This is a genomic window from Fibrisoma limi BUZ 3 (assembly GCF_000296815.2).
Classification (GTDB): domain Bacteria; phylum Bacteroidota; class Bacteroidia; order Cytophagales; family Spirosomataceae; genus Fibrisoma; species Fibrisoma limi.
Genome location: NZ_CAIT01000005.1, coordinates 223,837 through 243,492, shown reverse-complemented (window position 1 = coordinate 243,492; position 19,656 = coordinate 223,837). Strand labels below are relative to the sequence as shown.

At 54.6% G+C, this 19,656-nt stretch carries 19 protein-coding genes; 6 read left to right on the top strand and 13 right to left on the bottom strand.

The annotated features are described in order from the left end of the window. Nucleotides 1-92 precede the first annotated feature (92 nt). Both BN8_RS05845 and BN8_RS05840 read left to right on the top strand, forming a co-directional pair. Nucleotides 93-1,736, top strand: coding sequence for an alpha-amylase family protein (locus BN8_RS05845; protein WP_009280890.1), 1,644 nt, complete (start codon nt 93-95; stop codon nt 1,734-1,736). Between the two features lie 35 nt (nt 1,737-1,771). Further along, nucleotides 1,772-2,740, top strand: coding sequence for a TIGR03885 family FMN-dependent LLM class oxidoreductase (locus tag BN8_RS05840; protein WP_009280889.1), 969 nt, complete (start codon nt 1,772-1,774; stop codon nt 2,738-2,740). 66 nt (nt 2,741-2,806) lie between these two features. Here the strand turns inward: BN8_RS05840 and BN8_RS05835 are convergent, their stop codons facing one another. From BN8_RS05835 to BN8_RS05820, 4 genes are all read right to left on the bottom strand, one after another. After that, the gene (locus BN8_RS05835; protein ID WP_009280888.1) at nt 2,807-3,802 is read right to left on the bottom strand and encodes a glycosyltransferase family 9 protein; all 996 of its coding nucleotides are present in this window, start codon (nt 3,800-3,802) and stop codon (nt 2,807-2,809) included. A gap of 116 nt (nt 3,803-3,918) precedes the next feature. Continuing rightward, nucleotides 3,919-4,998: a DUF4249 domain-containing protein gene (locus tag BN8_RS05830; protein WP_009280887.1), complete on the bottom strand. Its 1,080-nt coding sequence runs from the start codon at nt 4,996-4,998 to the stop codon at nt 3,919-3,921. Nucleotides 4,999-5,028: 30 nt separating this feature from the next. Beyond that, nucleotides 5,029-7,425, bottom strand: a complete 2,397-nt coding sequence (locus BN8_RS05825) for a TonB-dependent receptor (protein WP_009280886.1) — start codon at nt 7,423-7,425, stop codon at nt 5,029-5,031. 69 nt (nt 7,426-7,494) lie between these two features. Further along, nucleotides 7,495-9,189 (bottom strand): helix-hairpin-helix domain-containing protein, encoded by a 1,695-nt coding sequence (locus BN8_RS05820; protein ID WP_009280885.1) that lies wholly within the window; start codon nt 9,187-9,189, stop codon nt 7,495-7,497. A gap of 106 nt (nt 9,190-9,295) precedes the next feature. Here BN8_RS05820 and BN8_RS05815 point away from each other — a divergent pair, with 106 nt between their 5' ends. From BN8_RS05815 to BN8_RS31545, 3 genes are all read left to right on the top strand, one after another. Further along, nucleotides 9,296-9,799, top strand: coding sequence for a DUF2306 domain-containing protein (locus BN8_RS05815; protein ID WP_009280884.1), 504 nt, complete (start codon nt 9,296-9,298; stop codon nt 9,797-9,799). Nucleotides 9,800-9,832: 33 nt separating this feature from the next. Further along, the gene (locus tag BN8_RS05810) at nt 9,833-10,135 is read left to right on the top strand and encodes a 2TM domain-containing protein (protein WP_009280883.1); all 303 of its coding nucleotides are present in this window, start codon (nt 9,833-9,835) and stop codon (nt 10,133-10,135) included. A gap of 143 nt (nt 10,136-10,278) precedes the next feature. Beyond that, nucleotides 10,279-10,812, top strand: coding sequence for a DUF2306 domain-containing protein (locus BN8_RS31545; protein WP_144051596.1), 534 nt, complete (start codon nt 10,279-10,281; stop codon nt 10,810-10,812). A 10-nt stretch (nt 10,813-10,822) separates the two neighbouring features. On the opposite strand, the gene BN8_RS05800 is transcribed toward BN8_RS31545, so the two are convergent. From BN8_RS05800 to BN8_RS05785, 4 genes are all read right to left on the bottom strand, one after another. Further along, nucleotides 10,823-11,389, bottom strand: coding sequence for a pentapeptide repeat-containing protein (locus BN8_RS05800; RefSeq protein ID WP_009280881.1), 567 nt, complete (start codon nt 11,387-11,389; stop codon nt 10,823-10,825). An 11-nt stretch (nt 11,390-11,400) separates the two neighbouring features. After that, nucleotides 11,401-12,195, bottom strand: a complete 795-nt coding sequence (locus BN8_RS05795; RefSeq protein ID WP_009280880.1) for a thymidylate synthase — start codon at nt 12,193-12,195, stop codon at nt 11,401-11,403. Then, nucleotides 12,195-13,082 (bottom strand): DUF3667 domain-containing protein, encoded by an 888-nt coding sequence (locus tag BN8_RS05790; RefSeq protein ID WP_009280879.1) that lies wholly within the window; start codon nt 13,080-13,082, stop codon nt 12,195-12,197. The genes BN8_RS05795 and BN8_RS05790 overlap by 1 nt, the downstream gene beginning before the upstream one ends. 148 nt (nt 13,083-13,230) lie before the next feature. Then, nucleotides 13,231-13,689, bottom strand: a complete 459-nt coding sequence (locus BN8_RS05785; RefSeq protein ID WP_009280878.1) for an OsmC family protein — start codon at nt 13,687-13,689, stop codon at nt 13,231-13,233. Nucleotides 13,690-13,748: 59 nt separating this feature from the next. On the opposite strand from BN8_RS05785, the gene BN8_RS05780 reads away from it, so the two are divergent. Then, nucleotides 13,749-14,114, top strand: a complete 366-nt coding sequence (locus BN8_RS05780) for a hypothetical protein (RefSeq protein WP_009280877.1) — start codon at nt 13,749-13,751, stop codon at nt 14,112-14,114. A 58-nt stretch (nt 14,115-14,172) separates the two neighbouring features. Here BN8_RS05780 and BN8_RS05775 read toward each other — a convergent pair whose 3' ends face one another. From BN8_RS05775 to BN8_RS05755, 5 genes are all read right to left on the bottom strand, one after another. After that, nucleotides 14,173-15,828, bottom strand: a complete 1,656-nt coding sequence (locus BN8_RS05775) for a M28 family metallopeptidase (protein WP_009280876.1) — start codon at nt 15,826-15,828, stop codon at nt 14,173-14,175. Nucleotides 15,829-15,849: 21 nt separating this feature from the next. Further along, the gene (locus BN8_RS05770; protein ID WP_009280875.1) at nt 15,850-16,416 is read right to left on the bottom strand and encodes a precorrin-2 dehydrogenase/sirohydrochlorin ferrochelatase family protein; all 567 of its coding nucleotides are present in this window, start codon (nt 16,414-16,416) and stop codon (nt 15,850-15,852) included. 109 nt (nt 16,417-16,525) lie between these two features. Then, nucleotides 16,526-17,542, bottom strand: a complete 1,017-nt coding sequence (locus BN8_RS05765) for an outer membrane beta-barrel protein (RefSeq protein ID WP_009280874.1) — start codon at nt 17,540-17,542, stop codon at nt 16,526-16,528. 145 nt (nt 17,543-17,687) lie between these two features. Beyond that, nucleotides 17,688-18,563 carry an outer membrane beta-barrel protein gene (locus BN8_RS05760; protein WP_009280873.1) on the bottom strand — a complete coding sequence of 292 codons (876 nt, stop codon included), beginning with the start codon at nt 18,561-18,563 and terminating at the stop codon, nt 17,688-17,690. 222 nt (nt 18,564-18,785) lie between these two features. Continuing rightward, nucleotides 18,786-19,568: a porin family protein gene (locus BN8_RS05755; RefSeq protein WP_051041012.1), complete on the bottom strand. Its 783-nt coding sequence runs from the start codon at nt 19,566-19,568 to the stop codon at nt 18,786-18,788. Nucleotides 19,569-19,656: the final 88 nt, after the last annotated feature.

Sequence of the window (19,656 nt, the reverse complement as noted above, 5' to 3'; positions counted from 1 at the left end):
AAAAATCCGGCCGTTCCGTAATAATCTCCTACCCTGTCGGCCAGAATTAGTTCAGACGATAATGCACTCACTACAAAACGGAACGGTTTAACATGATTGAAGACCTCTGGTACAAGAACGCCATCATCTACAGCCTCGATCTGGAAACCTTTATGGACGGCAACGGCGACGGCATCGGCGATTTTGAGGGCCTCTGCCGTCGGCTCGACTACCTCCACGCCCTGGGCGTCGATACGGTATGGCTGGCTCCCTTCCAGCCAACACCCAATAAGGACAATGGCTACGACATCCGCGATTATTACGGCGTTGATCCCCAGCACGGCTCCAGTGGCGATTTCGTTGAGTTCATGCACCAGGCCAACAAGCGGGGCATCAAGGTTATTATCGATCTGGTCGTTAATCACACCTCCGATCAGCACCCCTGGTTTCAGGATGCCCGTAGCTCAGAAGACGCCATGCACCACGACTGGTACGTCTGGTCCAAGAAAAAGCCCTCGGATTGGGACGAAGGCATGGTCTTTCCCGGTGTGCAGAAAGCTACCTGGACGTACGACAAAAAGGCAAAAGCGTATTATTTCCACCGATTCTATGATTTCCAGCCCGACCTGAACATGAACAATGATGAGGTTCGGGCCGAAATTCGCCGGATCATGGGTTATTGGCTGCAACTCGGCGTAGCAGGGTTCCGGGTAGATGCCGTACCGTTTATCCTCGAAACTCCGGCTCCCGGTGAGGCCGAACCTACGTTAAAATTTGAGTATCTGCGGGAAATGCGCCGGTTTCTGCAATGGCGGAAAGGCGACGCGATTCTGCTGGGCGAAGCCAACGTATTGCCGGAAGAAACAACACAATACTTTGGCGAGGAAGGCAATGGCATTCACCTGATGTTCAATTTCTTCGTCAACCAGCACCTGTTTTATGCACTGGCTACGGGCGACATCGAGCCGCTGGCAAAGGCTCTGGAGGATACGCGCATCAACTTTCAGATGGCGCAGTGGGCCCAGTTTCTGCGCAACCACGACGAACTGGACCTGGGTCGCCTAACCGAGGAGCAACGGCAGCGCGTATTTGACCGCTTCGGACCTGACGAAAACATGCAGCTTTACCACCGTGGTATTCGTCGACGGCTTTCGCCGATGCTGGGTAGCCGCCAGCTAACCGAACTGGCTTATAGCCTGATGTTTTCGCTGCCAGGAACGCCCGTGATCCGCTACGGCGACGAAATTGGCATGGGTGACGACCTCAGCCTGCCGGAGCGGGAGGCCGTGCGGACCCCGATGCAGTGGACCGACAGTTCGCAGGCTGGTTTCTCGGCCGCCGACAAACTGGTACACCCCGTCATTGACGAAGGCCCCTACGCATTCCAGCACGTCAACGTTGAAGCCCAGCGTCGTGCTCCTGCCTCCCTGCTCAACTGGATGACCGCCATGATGCGGCTGCGGAAAGAATGCCCGGAGATTGGGTGGGGTGACTGGCAAATTCTGAAAACTGACGTGCCCCCCGTGCTGGCCATGCACTATAACCGCGAGGGGCAGTCGCTGGTAATCCTCCACAACTTCGACGAAAAGCCGCGCGAAGTGCTACTGGACCTCAAGGTACCCCACGAACACAAACTTGTTGATCTGATCGCTAACCACGAGCAGGGAGCCGACGACAAAGGAAAGCACCGCATTACACTGAATGCCTACGGGTATCGCTGGTTCCGGGCGGGCGATCTGAGCCATCTGCTGCATTGATTCAAGCCACTCACTTTTCCTCATACTAAACGCGCATGATTAAGATTGGTTACCACGCGTCGCACGAGCAGTTCAAGCCCAGTACGTTGCTGGCCAATGTGCAACTGGCCGAACAAGCCGGATTTACGGCCGGCTCCTCGTCCGACCATTTCCACCCCTGGACCAACCAGCAGGGCGAAAGTGGGTTTGCCTGGTCGTGGCTGGGTGCTGCCATGCAGGCTACGTCGCTCACGTTCGGCGTCGTCAATGCCCCAGGACAACGCTATCATCCCGCCATCATCGCTCAGGCGGCCGCAACGCTGGCCGACATGTTTCCAGACCGGTTCTGGCTGGCTGTCGGGACCGGGCAGTCGCTGAACGAGCATATTACGGGCGAAAAATGGCCATCCAAAGCCGATCGTAACGCGCGGCTAAAAGAGTGTGTCGATATTATCCGGGCTCTGTGGAACGGCGAATGCGTGTCGCACAAGGGTCTGGTTACGGTCGAAGAAGCCATACTGTATTCCCGCCCGGCGGTGAAACCCCTGATTTTTGGCGCGGCCGTTACCGCTAAAACGGCGGAATGGGTCGGCTCGTGGGCGGACGGACTGCTGACCATCTCGCAGCCCGTTGAGAAGCTGCGGGAGGTTGTGGATGCCTTCCGGCGTGGAGGTGGCGAAGGCAAGCCGATGCATCTGAAAGTACAGTTGTCCTACGCCGAAACAGATGAAGCCGCCCTACGTGGTGCCCATGAGCAGTGGCGGGTCAACATCCTTCCCAACAACGTACTGACTGAATTGCGGATGCCCGACCAGTTTGATGCCGCCAGCCAATTCGTGAGTGAAGACGAAATCGTTTCTATGATTAACGTATCGTCCGATCCGGCCCGGCACCTGGCGTGGCTGACCGACTACCTCGACCTGGGTTTCGAACTACTCACGCTGCACAACGTCAACCGGGACCAGCAGCGCTTCATTGATTCGTTTGGGAAATCGGTGCTGCCGGAACTCCTAAAAACCGCGTAGTCAACTTGGATTCACCAGACATAAACGGCCCGGCTGACGAACATTGGTCGGGCCGCTTTTTGGCGGTTATTCGATCCGCTTTTTCTGCCGGAGTTCTTTTACTTCAAAATCGAACGAGAGCTGGTTCATGCAATTGAAGTGGCGCATAGGGCACTGCTCAAAACCAATTTTAGAACAGGGTCGGCATTCCAGCCCCGTCTTTTCCAACACGACGAAGTTGGTCTTGTAGGGATACATGCCGAAATGAGGGGTTGTGTTACCCCAGATGGAGTAGATTTTCTTTTTCAGGGCAGCCGCAATATGCATCAGGCCGGTATCATGACTGAACACCACCCGCGCCCGCGCTAACAACGATGCCGATTGGTTGAGATTATATTGGCCGCAGGCGTTGTAGATGAGCCGCTTGCCCACCGCCCGCACAATTTCCTCCCCAGCCTCACGGTCTTCCTTACCGCCCAGCAGTACAATCGGGTAGTTGATTTTCCGACATAGCTCGATCATCCGGGGAACGGGCAGTTTCTTGGTCGCGTGCTGCCCGCCGATCGCGTAAGCCACAAAATCTTCCTGGTGTGTAACAGGCAACCAGTCCGTTTCAACCTGATCTTTGTACGGAATAAAGTAATCCAGCCCCTGTTCGTCGTTCTCCACCCCAAACGGCCGCACCGTAGCCATGTAGCGATCCACGATGTGCTGGTTCGGCATGACGTTCACCTTCCAGCGGACGTAGAACCACTTGCGGATATTAAGCTTATCGAAGCTATACGATTTAACGCCGAGGCCCGCCTTGAGCAGGCTGGTCCGCAGATTATTGTGCAGATCAATTACGTAGTCGTAGCGTTCGGCGCGTAGTTGTTTCAGCAGATCGTACAGGCTCGTTTCCAGATAGAACCGCTTATCAATATACGGATTGTGTTCCAGTAGCGACTGGTATCCTTTTTTCGTGCAGAAATGCACCTCGGCGCCCGGTACCTGCTGTTTCAGGCAACGAACAACAGGCGTTGTCAGGACAATATCACCGATAGACGAGAAGCGTATAATCAGAAACTTAACCGGGGTGGCCATAACTGAAACTTTACGCGAAATTATTGTTTTTCGGGCGGTATATCAAACAGTTGCCAACCGGGTTACTGAATGGTTTATTTTGATAAAAATCGACTGATTGTTCGGTTCCGAACCGCTCAATATACCCACCAGCGGGGCTTCGTAGGTGTTCGGTACTGGCTATCTTCACAGACCGCACAGGGCGGTGGCGGCCCCGGGGGAAACGGAGGTGGTGTTGGTCGGATATTGGGGGGCGATGAAATGCCGCCCCGATTCAGCGTATACGGCACCAGCGACGAGCCCGACGCGCCAAAGAAGCCGTAAACGGGCTCGTCGGGATTGCTCACACAAACTATATTTCCCTGGATACCGGCCGGGGCTGCGTCGAAGATACTCCCGTTGCTGTTAGTCAGCTTGTCGACACGGCTCCAGAAGTTATAAGCCTCACGCGTCATGGACTGCTGTTCGATTTCTACGTAGTACCGACTGGTCGATTCATAGGGCGCGCGCAGGACAAGCTGTCGGCTGATGGCCCGGCCGTTGATGAGTGCATCGCTGGCTACGTTGATGCAGGCGTTGCCGTAACACCGAACGATGTCCCAGCATTCTGAACAGCAGGGATAGCTGTACTCGATCCCCGGATTGGAATTAGGCACCTGCCGGATGGCACAGATGCTGATCGGTTCGTAGTGGGTCCAGCGCCAGCGGTAGTAATCGCCCGTCGTAGCCGGGTCGCGGGTGTCGATGTAAATGTTAAACCCTTTGTCGAACGCCAGTGTCCCGGCAATCGGCGACTCCGAATATTCTGCATAGATGCTGTCGATTTTGGGGGCCGCTTTGAGCAGTTCAGGCTTCGACTGGTACCGTTTGCCATCACCCGTCGTAAACTCCAGTCGGTACGTCCGCCCTGCCTGCCCCCGATAGTCGGCCGGGGTCTGGTAAACTCCGCTGCCGCTTCCCAGCTCGCGCAGGGCCTGCCGTCGTCCCTGATCATCCACAATGGCCACCTGCGCTCCACTCACCCGCAGGTTGAGGGCTACGTTGGTGTAATCGCTCGTGTAGGTCAGGTTGACCGTATAAGGCCCCGGCTGATCGGTAATGAGCCCTTCGACCACCACCGCCCTCGGAATGCTCTTTACCTCCGGCTGGTACGGCGTCACGCAGCCAAGCAGGCAGGAAGAAAGGAGCAGGGAGAAAATGAATCTATGCAAAGTCATGTCAGCGGCTAAAATCAGGTAGTTAACGATCTAAAATTTAAAATTCCAGGTGAGCGACGGAAACGCCGACCCGAAAATGGCCAGTTTGAACGCATCCTTATCCTGCCGGGGGTCGAAGCGGTAAAAGACCGAGTAGGCGTTCTTGTGGGCGTAGACGTTGTAAATCGCAAACACCCAGCTTTGCTGTACCCGGCGCTGCTTGGCGGGGTCCTGCTCGAACAGCATCGAGAAATCGAGCCGGTGATAATCCGGTATCCGCTCCTGGTTTCGGTTTACGAAAATCGGTACCCGCACTCCATTGATGACGGCCCGGCCGTAGGGTTGCGTAATGGGACGCCCGGTGCTGTAGGTAAAGTTCAACGACAGGCTGAAACGCAGACTCGGCCGGTACGTGGCCGTCGCGTTGAGGGTATGCGGCTTGTCGTAATTGGCAGGATAGGCCCGTCCTCCATTGATTCGCTCTTCGAGAAACGGACTATCAATGGTCAGGAAGGTTCGGGCGTACGTGTAACTGACCCATCCCGTCCAGGCGCCTTTGTTTTTTCGCAGTTGTGTTTCCAGTCCGTAAGCCTGCCCGCTTCCCTGCAACAAATCCGTTTCGGGCAGGGGGTTCAGGGTCAGATCAGCCCCATCCTTGTAGTCAAGCGCATTGCGGAGGGCTTTGTAATAAATTTCGGCTGATAGCTCAATGGCGTCGTTGTTCACGTTCCGGAAGTACCCCAGCGACCACTGATCGGCAATGACGGGGCTGACGTTCTGGTCGGCCAGTTTCCAGCGCGAGGTAGGCAGGGCGGCCGTGGTGTTCGTGATCAGGTTGATGTACTGCCGCAACCGGTGGTAGCCCGCTTTAATAGACTGCCCCGGGGCCAGGTTCCAGCGTACCGCCAGCCGGGGTTCCAGTCCCCCCGCATGATGGTAAATTTTTCCGGCACCATATTCCCGCTCCGACGAGGCCGTTCCCGGCTCACGGGGTAACTCGGGCGAGTACATCCGCACATCGGCCGGGCCGCGGTTCAGCAGTGTCGAATACCGCAGGCCGATCTGCAAAGCTACCGTAGGGGTCAGGTTCCAGTCGTCCTGAACGTAGGCAGCCACCTCATAGGCCCGCTCGATGGGCAGCGTAACCGGCAGCACATTTGAAAACGGCCCCGGCACCAATCGGTTCGGCTGAATGCTGTAGTCGATCAGGCTGGCTCCGGTCTGCACCTGGTGTTTGTCATTCACGTTGATGCTCAGATCCGAACGAAGCTGACGATGCATCACTTCGGCCTGCAAGCGGAATGCGTTGGACGAATCGGGTACCGAGGTTTCGGTCTGGTAGCGGCTCCAGATGGCCGTTGTGGCCAGGTTGAACCGCTTGCTGATGAAGTAGTTCCAGCGCAGCGACCCGGCCATCGTCTCATAATCGAAACGGGTAGAAGATGCATTGATCTCCAGACTCGCCAGCGAATCGGACGGCAGCTTGAAAACGTCCCGGCTGACGTAGCCGGTAAACGTAACGGTATGCTGTTCATTCGGCTGAAACTTCACCTTCGTGGTCAGGTCGTAGAAATTGGCTTTGGTGCCCCGAAGAGTGGGTGGGCCGAGTTGAAACAGAAAATCGTTGACCGACACCCGCGTTGCCGCCAGCACCGACAGTTTGCGGGGAATGACGGGGCCCTCCACACCCAACCGGCTCGATACGAGCCCGATGCCGCCGTTGAGCGACCATTTTTCGGTTTCCGGCTCCTTAACCTTAATGTCCAGCACCGACGACGCCCGCCCACCGTACCCGGCCGCAATGCCGCCCCGGTGCAGGGTGGCGTCCCGAACAACATCGGGGTTGAATACCGAGAAAAAGCCGAACAGGTGACTGGTGTTAAACAGCGGAATCTCATCCAGCAGGACCAGATTCTGATCCACACTGCCTCCGCGCACGTTGAAGCCCGTAGCCCCCTCCCCGACCGTTGTGACACCAGGCAGCAACAACAGACTCCGGACAATGTCAACCTCGCCCATAAACGCCGGAATCCGCTTGATATTCTTGATACTCAATTGCGTAACGCCCATTTCGACCTTGCGGACGTTGCGGTCGGGCGCTTCAGTCTGGACCACTACTTCCTGCAAATACTGCGAATCTTCGGCCAGTTCAACATTAAGCAGGAGCAGTTTGTTGAGCGTTACCGATTCGGTTTTGGCAATGTAGCCCACGTGCGAAAACCGAACGGTATACTTGCCTTCGGGCAGGGGTAGTACAAAATAGCCGTCGTTGCCCGTGCGGGTACCTTTCCGGTTATTCTGCACAAAAACCGTTACGCCCGCAATGGGCTTGCCCGAAATAGCCTCACGAACGTAACCGGTCAGGGAATAGACCGGTGTTTTCTGCGCCAGCAGCGTATAAGGGAGTAGCCAGCCAAGCTGGATCAGCAGGAGTAAACGAACGCGCATCTAAAGGGAAGTAGGAATAGTCGTAATAATACAAAAAATCCTGGATTTAAGCCCTTTCTACCCGATAAGTCACCGTTTTTTTCGTTTTTGCAGATACGCCTTCATCTCGGTAAGAGTCAGGGCATTAAATGTCATGGTTTTGGTCAGGCCACCTTTCCGGCCCACAGCCACCCCATAGTGCATGTCCAGCAGCCCTGCCAGGTCATGCGCGTCGGGATTGATGCTCAGCATTACCCCTCGTTCCATGGCGTAGTCGATCCAGCGCCAGTCGATGTCGAGCCGGTACGGACTGGCATTGATTTCAACCACTACGTTATGATAAGCGCAGGCATCGATAACCGCCCGGTGGTCAATTGGATAGCCCTCACGCGCCAGCAGCAACCGGCCGGTCGGGTGACCCAGAATGGTTGTGTACGGGTTCTCGATGGCCCGCAGAAGTCGCGTTGTCGCTTTTTCGATTGTCATGGTCAGGGTCTGGTGGACCGACGCCACTACGTAGTCAAAGGTTGCCAGCGTAGCATCGTCGTAATCCAGCGAACCATCGCCCAGAATATCCGATTCGATACCTTTAAAAATTGTAAAATCGTCGCCGAACTGGGCGTTCAGCTGATCGATCTCGGCATGCTGTGCCCGCACCCGATCGACATCAAGCCCATTGGCGTAGGTGGCCGTTTTAGAGTGATCGGCAATACCGAAATACGTCAGGCCCAGTTCACGGCAGTAGGCGGCCATGTCGGCGATGGATTGCTTCCCGTCCGACCAGGTGCTGTGGTTATGGAGCGTACCCCGCAGATCATCCCAGGTGACCAGCTCGTCGTTTTGATGGTGGCTGGCCCAGCGAAAGGCGAACTCATCCTCGCGCATTTCGGGTACGATAAACGGCAGTCCAGCCCGTTCGTAAATCCCTTCCTCCGATGCGTTCGGTACGGTCAGCGCGGCCTGGAGCAGCGATACATTGGCCGAACCGACCTGTTGGAGATGCGGCTCAGCAGCCGTCTGGATGAACAGTTGACGATCGATCTGATCGGCCGGAAACATAAGCAGTTCGATGCCTACGTCGCTGCCTTCCATCCGCCCCCGCCACGCAAATGGCGACGACTCCTGTTCGTTCTGCACCAGCATCGGCAGGCCGTTCAGATAGCGCTGCGCCCCTACCGGATCGCTGGTTTCGATCAATAGCTGGATGGTATCGACCTCCTGTGCTTTCCGACGTACCTGCCCGGTGATGTCGACCCGTTTAAAGTGGTTCGCCAGTTCGTCGTGCAGCACATTGGCCAGCATGGCAGCCCGGTCCATCCGCACTTTGCCTTTCTGCTCCTGCAGAAACATGAGCGAGTTCAGGATTTTTTCCTGCGTACTGGCTCCGAACCCCTTGATTTTGGCAATCTGACCGTTCTCGCCCGCCAATTGCAGATCGCGCAGGTTATCGATGCCGAGTTCGTGCCAGAGCGTCCGGATTTTCTTCGCACCCAGGCCTTTGATCCGGAACATTTCCATCACCCCCTCGGGCGTCTCGGCCAGCAGGTTATCCAGGTCGGTCAGATGGCCGGTTTCGACGATCTCCCGGATTTTGTGCGCGACGGACTTACCCACCCCCGGCAGTTTCACCAGTTCCTCAACGGGCAGGTTTGCCAGGTCGGCGGTCGACTTATCAAGATTGAACGCAGCCGAGCTGAAAGCACGTATTTTAAAGGCGTCGTAATCGTGGAGTTCCATTAACCGGCCGGTCAGTTCGAGCCGGTCAACAATTTCGGCATTCGTCATACGAATTGAGTAATTTACTCCGCAAGTTAGGCAATTGGTCAGATTTGCCCGCCCGCCCGCGCCCCCCAACGCTACCTTTATCCCATCAACCTAACCCATTCATTCCATGATTCACTCAACAACGGGACTCGTACACATTTGTTCGGCGCTGCTGGCCATGCTTCTGGGAGCCATTGTCCTGCTGGGTAAAAAAGGGACAACCACCCACAAACGCATTGGCTACGGCTATGTGGGCGCTATGGGTGTTCTGAACGTAACGGCCTTCCTGATCTACGATCTCTTTGGTCATTTCGGTCCTTTCCACATCGCAGCCCTGATCAGTAGTGGGTCGATTGTGGCCGGGATGGTTCCAGTGCTGTTTCGCCACCGGATCAATGGGTGGCTGATCTACCACTATTATTTTATGAACTGGTCGGTGGTGGGGCTGTACGCGGCCTTCTGGGCCGAAACGCTGGTCCGGGCCGTACCGATGCGGGCGTTCTGGCCTGTGGTGATGATCGCTACCCTGGCCACTACGGTGGTTGGAGCCTGGCTCATTCGTAAAAACAAAGATCGCTTCATCCAACCGACCAGGCCGACATTAACGGATCGCCAGCCGACGACGGCGTAATTCATACCTGTTTCACTTTTAAACCAAACACCTATGGAATCCGAACACCCAACCCCTCCCAACCGCGACCCGCACCTTTGGAAACAAGCCCAGGCCCGGGTCGGCTTCAAGCAACACTTCCGCTCGTACGTGTTCGTAAACATCCTCGTCTGGACTATCTACCTGGTACTAACCTTTGGTGTTGATCGCCGGATTGGTATCTTCCCGTGGCCGCTGTTCATGACCCTGGGCTGGGGGTTTGGGCTTCTCGCCCACTACGTCCGGGTGTACCGTTCTGGCGATGGCCCCGATGCCGTTGAGCGTGAGTACCAGCGTTTGCAGAATCAAGGGCGCTGATCAACCAACGACAGGAAACGTCACTCATAAATTGGTCCATTAAATCCTTTTCGCGCAACACTTTCCCGACACAGGCAGTAACGTTTGTAAGCCGGGCCGTGACGAACGGATGAGGCAGGAAGATGCCCGGCTTTACTCAACGTATGCAAATGATTATGCACTCGCCTGTCAGCGCCGTGCATGTGGCGGCTGCATTGACGGCGATGGTTTCAGGAACAAGGGTTATATTTTCAACGAAGGGAACACGCAGTCACCGGCTCATCGGCCGGATTTATGTGCTGAGCATGATAGTGCTGCTGCTGACAGCCTTTCAGATCTACTACCTGTTTGGCCGGTTCTGCATCATTCACTGGGGGGCGGTAGGGAGTATTGTTGCCCTCCTGATTGGCCTGGTGCCGATGGCGTTCAGATCGGTGCTGTCTACCTGGCTGCGCTGGCACTACGTCGGTATGGGCGCGTCCGTTACGGGTCTTTACGCAGCCTTTGTGGTTGAGAGCACGTACCGGTTTTTTCCGCCCGAATGGTTCTGGTACGTCACGATTGGGTGTGCCAATTCGGTATTCGTCGTAGGGGCCGTTGTGCTGTACCGCCACTGGCCCTTTCCGCCCCTGGCCCGACCCCGCCCGACAAGTGCCCGTGCCTTTCTGGCAAACTACCGCCCCCAGCAGTTGCATTAAAGGCGGCTGGCTACGGTACTACAACGAGATCATACCTGACCAATAGTCCCGGCAGGCTGTGCAGCGAAAAGCGGGCCTTTTTCAGGTTATTTTCGTCCGGGTTCAGCACCAGGTTGTACGACGTAGCGAAATCCGCCTGAGTCAGGTTGTTCTCTTCGAACCTGGTTAGCTCAAGGTTGCAATTATTGAAAGCTGTCCCGGTCAGGTCGCATTTCAGGAAGAAAGCTTCTCTGATTGAACAATCCACGAACGTCGCTTTTTTCAGCTTGCGGTTCAGGAAAACCGCATGGTCGAGCTGGCACCCTCGAAAATCAACGTGAAAACCAAAGGGATCGCACACGCCAAAATCAACCTGAAGCAGCTTGCAGTTACTAAAACTGACGTCGTAAAGCTTGGTGTTTTTCAGCCCCACTCCCGACAGGTTACAGTCCTCAAAGCGGCAATCCACAAAGCTTGAACCGATCAGGGTCATTCGCGTCAGATCCAGTTTTTTAAACGTACACTGCTCGAACGACTGATCCTGCCACGTAGCGACAGCCGCATCCGCCGGACTGATGATCTGGTCATAGAACTCCATACAACGTTGGCTTAAACGGCGACGGGGGCTTTAATAGCCGGCCAGGGATTGTAGTTTTCGAGCGTAAAGTCGTCGTAGGTAAAGTCGAAGATTGACGTCACATCCGGGTTCAGCCGCATGGTCGGCAGGGGGCGAGGTTCACGCGCGAGCTGCGTTTCGACCTGCTCCAGATGATTCAGGTAGAGATGCGTATCTCCGCCCGTCCAGATGAATTCATGAGCTTCGTAGCCGCATTCCTGGGCAATCATCATCGTCAGCAGAGCGTATGATGCAATGTTGAACGGAACGCCCAGAAACACGTCGGCGCTGCGCTGGTAGAGCTGGCACGAGAGTTTACCATCGGCCACATAGAACTGCATCAGCAGGTGGCAGGGTGGCAGGGCCATACTGGGAACGTCGGCCGGGTTCCAGGCCGAAATAATCATCCGGCGCGAATCCGGATTCCGCTTCAACTGGTTCAATACGTCCTGCAACTGATCAATGACTTGCCCGTCGGGCGCGGCCCAGCTTCGCCACTGCTTACCATACACCGGTCCCAGGTCGCCGTTTTCGTCGGCCCATTCATCCCAGATACTCACGCCGTTATCTTTCAGGTACCGGATGTTCGTATCCCCTTTGATGAACCACAGCAGTTCGTGGATAATCGATTTTGTGTGAACCTTCTTGGTCGTCAGCAGCGGAAAGCCATCCTGGAGATTAAAGCGCATCTGGTAACCAAAAACACTGATGGTACCGGTTCCGGTACGGTCGGTTTTACGGGTGCCGTTGTCGAGAATATGACGGAGTAGATCGTGGTATTGTTGCATTAATGCGATTGTTGGACGGTCGTAGCTGGTTTTTCGGGTTTAAAGGTAGATGATTTAGTGATACCTAAATAAACGCCGTACCCAATACCTATTAACATGCCCAGGGCGATAAACAGCAGGTAGCTAAGTGCATAGGCAACTACCGAACGCCACACTACGGAGAATATCCCTAATCGGCCCTGAAATAACTGATAGTAAGTCAGGGCGTAATAGCCAAACATCGCCACTACCGATACACCCATAATGATCTTATACGCTTCAACTGATCCGCCCAGCGCCCAGAACAGGACGACAATCGCCAGCGACATCAACATAGTGAAGTTGGTGACAAACGTCTGTACGACCATCATTTCGGGATAGTTGTAACGCTGTCGGCGGAACATAAACCAGTTACCAAAGGCTAAAAACGGAATCATCAGAATATAAACCAGCGTCTGATTATGGTCCATCCACTCAAACAGTTGATTCTGAAATGCTTGTGCATCAGCAGACGCCTGCTTCGAGTCAAGCATTGCCTGACTGGCCTTCATGTAGCTCACCCCAAGACCGTGCTGCACGAACAGAAGAACTGCACTGAGCATCAGCAGCAGGGCCAGCGGGCGGTAGTGATTAACCCGTTTCCCCTCCAGAAACTCTCGGATGGTATGGCCGGGACGAACCGTTAACTGGCGCAGGGTGTACGCAATGCCGTGGTCAACGTGCCAGACACTATGCGGAATCTCGTGCCAGATGTAGTGCCAGTTGATCCGGTGCGTATCGGCCCGCTGGCCGCACTGGCTACAATAGCGGCCCGTGTACTCGTGGTCGCAGTTCTGGCAGGCTACCACCTCACTGGTCAGGTGGTCATGATGATGATGCGATTGCTTGGTAGAGTTAATCGAGATCATATAGAAGAGGGGTTTGCCAAAAATAACGAATATATGGCTTTAATTTTACCCCTTTCCCCAGATAAACAATCGTTAACAGAACAATAATAAAGGTATCCGGGAAGTGCACAACGTACTGTATGCCTCAGCGAATACCTCTACTCTGTCTTTACGCTATTTCAAACGAATACGTGATCTCGGCCGTTGGGCGAAGCTGCGCCGTAGCGGAACAGTACTTATCCATCGACAGGTCGATGGCCCGCTGCACCTTGTTGGCGTCCAGTTGGCCTTTCAGCAGGTACGTGATGTGGATCTTCTGGAACGGCGCGGGCGTGGCATCTTTCTCCCGCAGGCCGTCGACGCGCAGGCGGAAATCGTCGATTACCTGCTTCTGCTTTTTCAGGATCAGGATTACGTCAATGGCCGAACAACTGGCCAGGCCCATAAGCAGCATTTCCATCGGCCGGGCCCCGGCGTTATGGCCACCAATGTCTGTCGATCCATCAATATCAAGGGCAACACCGGCGGTTCCAGTAGCCTGAAAATGAAAAGCGTCGTCGACGCGCACCAGCTCAACGTGCATGGTATTAAATTGCTGAGCTGATTCAACCGTTTGAGAATCAAGCATTGTATTGTTGCGTTTATAAAGGTACGTTCGTATATTCACCAACTCAAACCGAGCCTGCCATGTCCGAAAAATTCACCGAAGACCTATTCGACCTAAAAAACGACCGTCGGCTGAGTGTCTACCTGTACCGGGCGGGTTTTGGCTGCTGGCTGCTTTATATTGTGTCAGGCGCGCACTTCCTGCAGGCCCTCCGTACGTACCGAACAGATTTCGGTATCTTCTCGTTCTTTCTGATGGTACTGGGGCTGTCGGCTTCCATGATTTACGACTACCATCACCACCCCGCCGAGTTTGAGCAGAAGAAAAAGTGGCTCGCCGTCGGCTATCTGGTCCTGGCTGGCCTGATCTATTTCCTCATTCTGCGCGACCAGCCGGTAACGTTCCAGGGGATCTTCGGGGCCACTTCATTGTTCAGTCACTTTTGAGCTGACCTGACTTCTGTCTGTAGATAATACACGACTTCGGGCGTCCGGCCCTACGGACCTATTTGCCCATCATTTTATCCCGAGCGGCCTTAAATTCGGAGCCGGGTTTCCAATTCGGGAAATTCGTTTGTGTAGCCAGCCGATATCCCACATTGAACAGAATCTGCATGTCTTCAATTACACCCGAGAGGTCCCAGTTCGGCGCGTATTCGTCCGCCGGGGTGTGGTAGCGGTTCAGGTTATAGTCTTCAAACTGCGCATTTCCCCAGGCCGCGCCCTTAGTCACCGAATTGACACCGGCTTTCAGATAGAGCGAGGGCACTCCCACTTTGGCAAAGTTGAAGTGATCGGACCGGAAGTAGCTGCCCGCCGAGGGATTGAACTCACCCCGGATCGTGCGATTTTGTCGGCCCGCAGCCGCCACTACGTAGTCGTCCAGTTCCGACTGCCCTTTACCGACAATAATGATGTCCTTTGTGCGGCCGATGGGCTGCAGAGCGTCGATGTTCAGGTTGGCGACAGTCTTGTTGAGCGGAAACACGGGGTGTTGGGCGTAGTACTCCGACCCCAGCAGTCCCTGCTCCTCGGCCGTAACGAGCAAAAACACCACCGACCGGGCCGGTTTCGTCTTCAATTTGGTAAAGGCTTCGGCAATTTCCAGCACGGCGGCCGTACCGGTTGCATTATCGACGGCTCCGTTGAAAATCGAATCCCCCTTAACCGGTTCGCCCTTGCCGAGGTGATCCCAGTGAGCCGAGTAGATGATGCATTCGTCCCGGCGGGTCGTGCCCGGCAGCACCGCCAGTACGTTCCGGGAAACAGACTCCTTGATGGTGTTGTCCAGCGTGATCGACGCCCGAACGCCCATCGGCACCGGTCTGAATCCTTTCTGACCGGCCTGCCGGAACAACTCGGTCGATAGCCCCGCTGAGCTGAACAGTTTCCGGGCGGCATCGAGCGTCAGCCAGCCTTCAACCAACGCCCGCGACTGATTGCCGTCGTCACTTTTCAGGTACAGCTTTGACTTGGAAAAGCTATTGCGGACAACCGACCAGCCGTAACTGGCAGCCTTTGATTCGTGCACAATCAACACCCCGGCGGCTCCCTGCCGGGCAGCTTCTTCGTACTTGTAGATCCAGCGGCCGTAGTACGTCATGGTGTTGCCTTTGAACAACGTACTGTCAACTGAGCCGGGGTCGTTTACCAGCACCACTACGGTCTTGCCTTTCACGTCCAGCCCAGCGTAATCGTTCCAGCCAAATTCCGGGGCCACGATGCCATACCCGACAAAAACCAGTTCCGACTTATCGAGCGACACCTGTTTCTGCACCCGGGGCGTAGTGGCTACAAAATCCTCCAGTGGCTTAAGCGACAGCGTTTCCGTTTTCCCTTTCAGCACCAGCGGCCCTGCCGGTACCGACGCGATGTCGACCATCGGTACGTCCTGAAAGTAGCTGGACCCGTTGCCGGGTTGCAGTCCCAGCTTTTCAAAGGTTGTTTTGAGGTATTGGATGGTTTTTGTCTCGCCAGACGTGAACGGTTTACGACCTTCAAACGCATTAGATGACAGCGTCTGAACGTGGCGGGTAAACGCCTTCCCGTTTATCAGGGATTGATCCGGTTCGGCCTGACCTGGCTGAGCCTGACTTACCAGAGCGGGTAGCAACAAACCAACCACGAAGCCAACCTTCGGAAGAAAGGAGCGTGTATGCATAGCAGGTGAAAGGGCAATGAGTTACCGTAGTACCTTCGTAATTTCGTTCAGCTTCTCCATCTTCTGGACGAAGTCGCCTTTGAGCTGATTCCGGATGGCCGTCAGGTTATCGAGGGTTTCCTGCAAACTGTCGGGGAGGATTTCCTCCAGTACCTCACGGAATCGTTTGGCAAAGGTAGGCGATTTGCCGTTGGTCGAGATAGCAACTTTCAGGTCGCCTTTCTTCACGACCGAACTCAGGTAAAAATCGCACAAATCGGGTGTATCAGCCACGTTGACCAGTAGTTGACGGGCCTTGCAGTCCTGCTGTACCTGGCGGTTCACGGCCTTGTCGTTGGTGCCGACAATGACCAGGTCCCGCCCCTGCAGATACTCCGCCTGGTAGCGTTCCTGAATCAGGGTCAAATTCGGATGCTGCTGCGCCAGTTCGCGGATTTCGTCGCGAATTTCCGGGGCTACGAGCGTAACGGGTGCGTCGGGCGCGTTCGAGAGCAAAGCGGTCAGTTTTTCGAGCCCTACGTACCCACCGCCGACGACCAGCGTGTTCAGGTTTTCAATCTTAACGAAAATGGGAAACAGCGTATTCATAAACAAAGTCGTAAGTCGCAAGCAGGCAGGTTGTAAGTGTCTTTCCAGCGCACTCACTTCCTATCACAAACTTACAACCTACGACTCGCAGACTTACGACTTTGTTTTTTTAAAACTTAAATCCAACGTTTACACCCAGAATCCGGCGTTTCGAGTTCTCCGTGTTTTTCAATACATCAGCAAAGCCGTAGTGATACACGAAACCGACCATGAGCGGACCAGCATCAAAGCCTATGCTCGCCAGACCATTGATGGTAGCGTTGTTAAAATCAGACCGTTCGAAATTGAACTCGTTGTTGTTGACACCCAGTGGCGTAGCGTATTCGGCCCCTACCTGCAACCGTACCGCCGAGATACCGCGATCTGACTCGGCCAGCTTGAAACCAATATAAGCCGGAATGTGCAGGTATTTCTGATCAATGTTATTGATGATCCCTTCAGGAGACGTACCGTCGCCGGGCTGGTAGAAATCATTGCTGGATGTCAGGTACTCCGCCCCGATCTGTCCGTACAGCCGGCCACCGCCCCGTACAAACAAACCCAACTGATAGCCCAGGCGGCCACTCAATTGATTACCTTCTACATCTTCGCCTTCAAACCGGGTTGAGTTCGCACCAGCGTACACACCAACCGTAAAGTTTTTGTAATCTTCACGTTTTTGCTTTTTCCGCGTCTGCTCAGCGTCGGACCGCCCATCGTCGTAACCTTCATCGTAAGCTTTGCCCAGATCGAAACGATCGAACCGCCGTTGATCCATGCGTTCTTCGCGATACCGGTTGTCGTAGTTGTCGTTTTGCTCCCGCCGACGGACGTAGTCGCGTCGTTCATCCAGGATATCATCTACGCTCTGGTTCCGGCGATCGTCCTGCCGCTCGCGGAGTCGTTCGTCCATCTGGTAGCGATCGCGGTCATCGAACATCCGGCGATCATCCCGGTAGCGTCGGGCGTCGTCGCGTCGGTCACTCATCCGATAGTCGTCGCGCCGGGCGTCGTCGCGCCGATATGACCGGTCGTCGTAATCCCGGGAGCGATCATACCGCTCATTATACGAATTTCGTTGGCCGAATACCAAACCTGTTCCAAATACCCCTACGGCCAGCAGGGCTGCTGTTACATGATTTTTCATAACGTGTTGAGTTGATTAATACCACTTTATTCTCACTTATGAAACTCCGGCCAGAAAGGAATGTTTACTGAATTGCTAGAGTAAACGATCATAAAAAACAAAAAACCGCCATTTCGGGCGGTTTTGTCTGATGCGTCACCTTCGTTTAGAATTTGAAGCCAACACTGGCACTCAGGATCCGACGCTGTGATCCAGGAAAGCCAGTACCCTCCAATGCATCGCTCAGGCCGTGGTGATACGTCAGGTCAATCAGTAACGGACCGATGTCGAAGCCCACTTGCCCCAGGGCGTTGAACGTACCGCTTTTTATTTCTGAGTTGCTCAGGTTAAAATTACCACTATTTGAGTTGATCCGGTTCGCGTATTCAGCACCTATCTGCAACCGCACCGCCGAGATACCCCGGTCCGACTCAACCAGCTTGTAGCCGATGTACACCGGAATCTGAACATACTGGATGTTGATGTTGTCTTCAATTTCGTCGACCGACGAGCCATCGCCCGGCCGGTAGAAATTCGAACTTGACGCAAAGAACTCGGCACCCAGTTGACCGTATAACCGCTTGCCACCCCGCACGAAGAAACCAGCCTGATACCCCAGCCGTCCACGCAGGTTATCGCCGTCGATGTCCTCTCCGCTGAAACGAGTTGAGTTCAAACCCGCATAGATACCGAAAACAAAGTTTTTGTAATCATACGCCCGCTTGTCGCGCATCCGGGTGTCGGTATTCGTGCTGTACGTATCCGTGGTCGTCGTGCCGTATGTATTCGTAGCAGGAGCCGAATTTACAGACGTGCCCGTATTGAAGCTTCCCTGAGGAGCCGTTGAATAGGTCTGGTTGCCGGAGGTTGGGCTCGACGGCGTCACCGCATTGGGAGCGGGGTTGACCACCCGGGTACTGTCGGTCGTAATGGGTGATGGATTTGGAGTGGATGAAGGCGTGTAGGAAGTAGACCCCGTTGTGTTCTGAGCATTTGCTACGCCAATCATCAAAATCAATAAACAAGTGAGTGTCTTCTGCATGATTCGATTAGTTTATATTACACGTAACCCAATTACCTGAATTACAACCCTACAACATCTATGTAGTAATTATGTTTATTAAATTACAATAGATAATGCCCTATACTATTCACATATGAAACATGACCTGCGAAAAATACAAAAAGCCACATTCGATGATGTGGCTTTTCCTGGACCAGCTACAACCTTTAGCCGTAGTCGGTCTCTACTAGCAAAATGTTTCTAGAAGCGCAGGCCCAGATTCAGACCAATGATCTGACGCTTGGTATCGGCACCCTGGTCGAATACGTTCACGAATCCACGGTTGTAGAACGCGTCCAAAGTCAATGGCCCGAGATTGATACCGATGTCGGCCACCCCGTTCAGAATCAGGCGGTTCAGATCATCGTTGCCAAACTGGAAGTTATTGTCGCCAATGGCAAACAACGTAGCCAGTTCAGGACCAATCTGCGCGCGGAAGCCCAGCGGACCACCGGCACGTACCCCGATGAAAATAGGTACGGCGATGAAGTACTGGTCAATCCGATCGCGCAAGTCGCCTACTGTCTGACCGCCACCCCGCCGGAACAATTCTGTTGATGACGCCCGGAATTCGGCCCCAATCTGGCCGAAGATCGTACCGCCCGTCCGGCCGTACAGACCCAGTTGATAACCAACCCGGCCCGTTGTTTCGTCGCCGGCAATCGGTTCGCCGATAAATTGCGATGCGTTCACACCGGCATAGATACCAAAGCGGCCCTGCTTACCATCCGCCCGGCGACCGTTGGCGTCGCGGTTTGAGCTGGTATTCATAGTACCCATGTCCGACGTAGTGGTTGTCGTAGTCGTCGTGGTAGCGCTGTTGTAGCTATTTGTGGCTGGGGTGCTCATCGAGCCAGTCGATGAATTGGTATTCATCGGTGATGACATCTGGGTATCCGTCGAAGTCGCCCGGATCGTATCGGTTGTACTGCCCGCATTATATGTCCCAGAGCTATAGGTAGATGTGCTCGTTGTGGAAGACATAGTAGAGGTGGTCTGACCGTACGCGAGACCAATCGAAGACAGGCCCAGGGCCAGTAAAGTGTGCTTACATTTCATAGTTGTCATAACG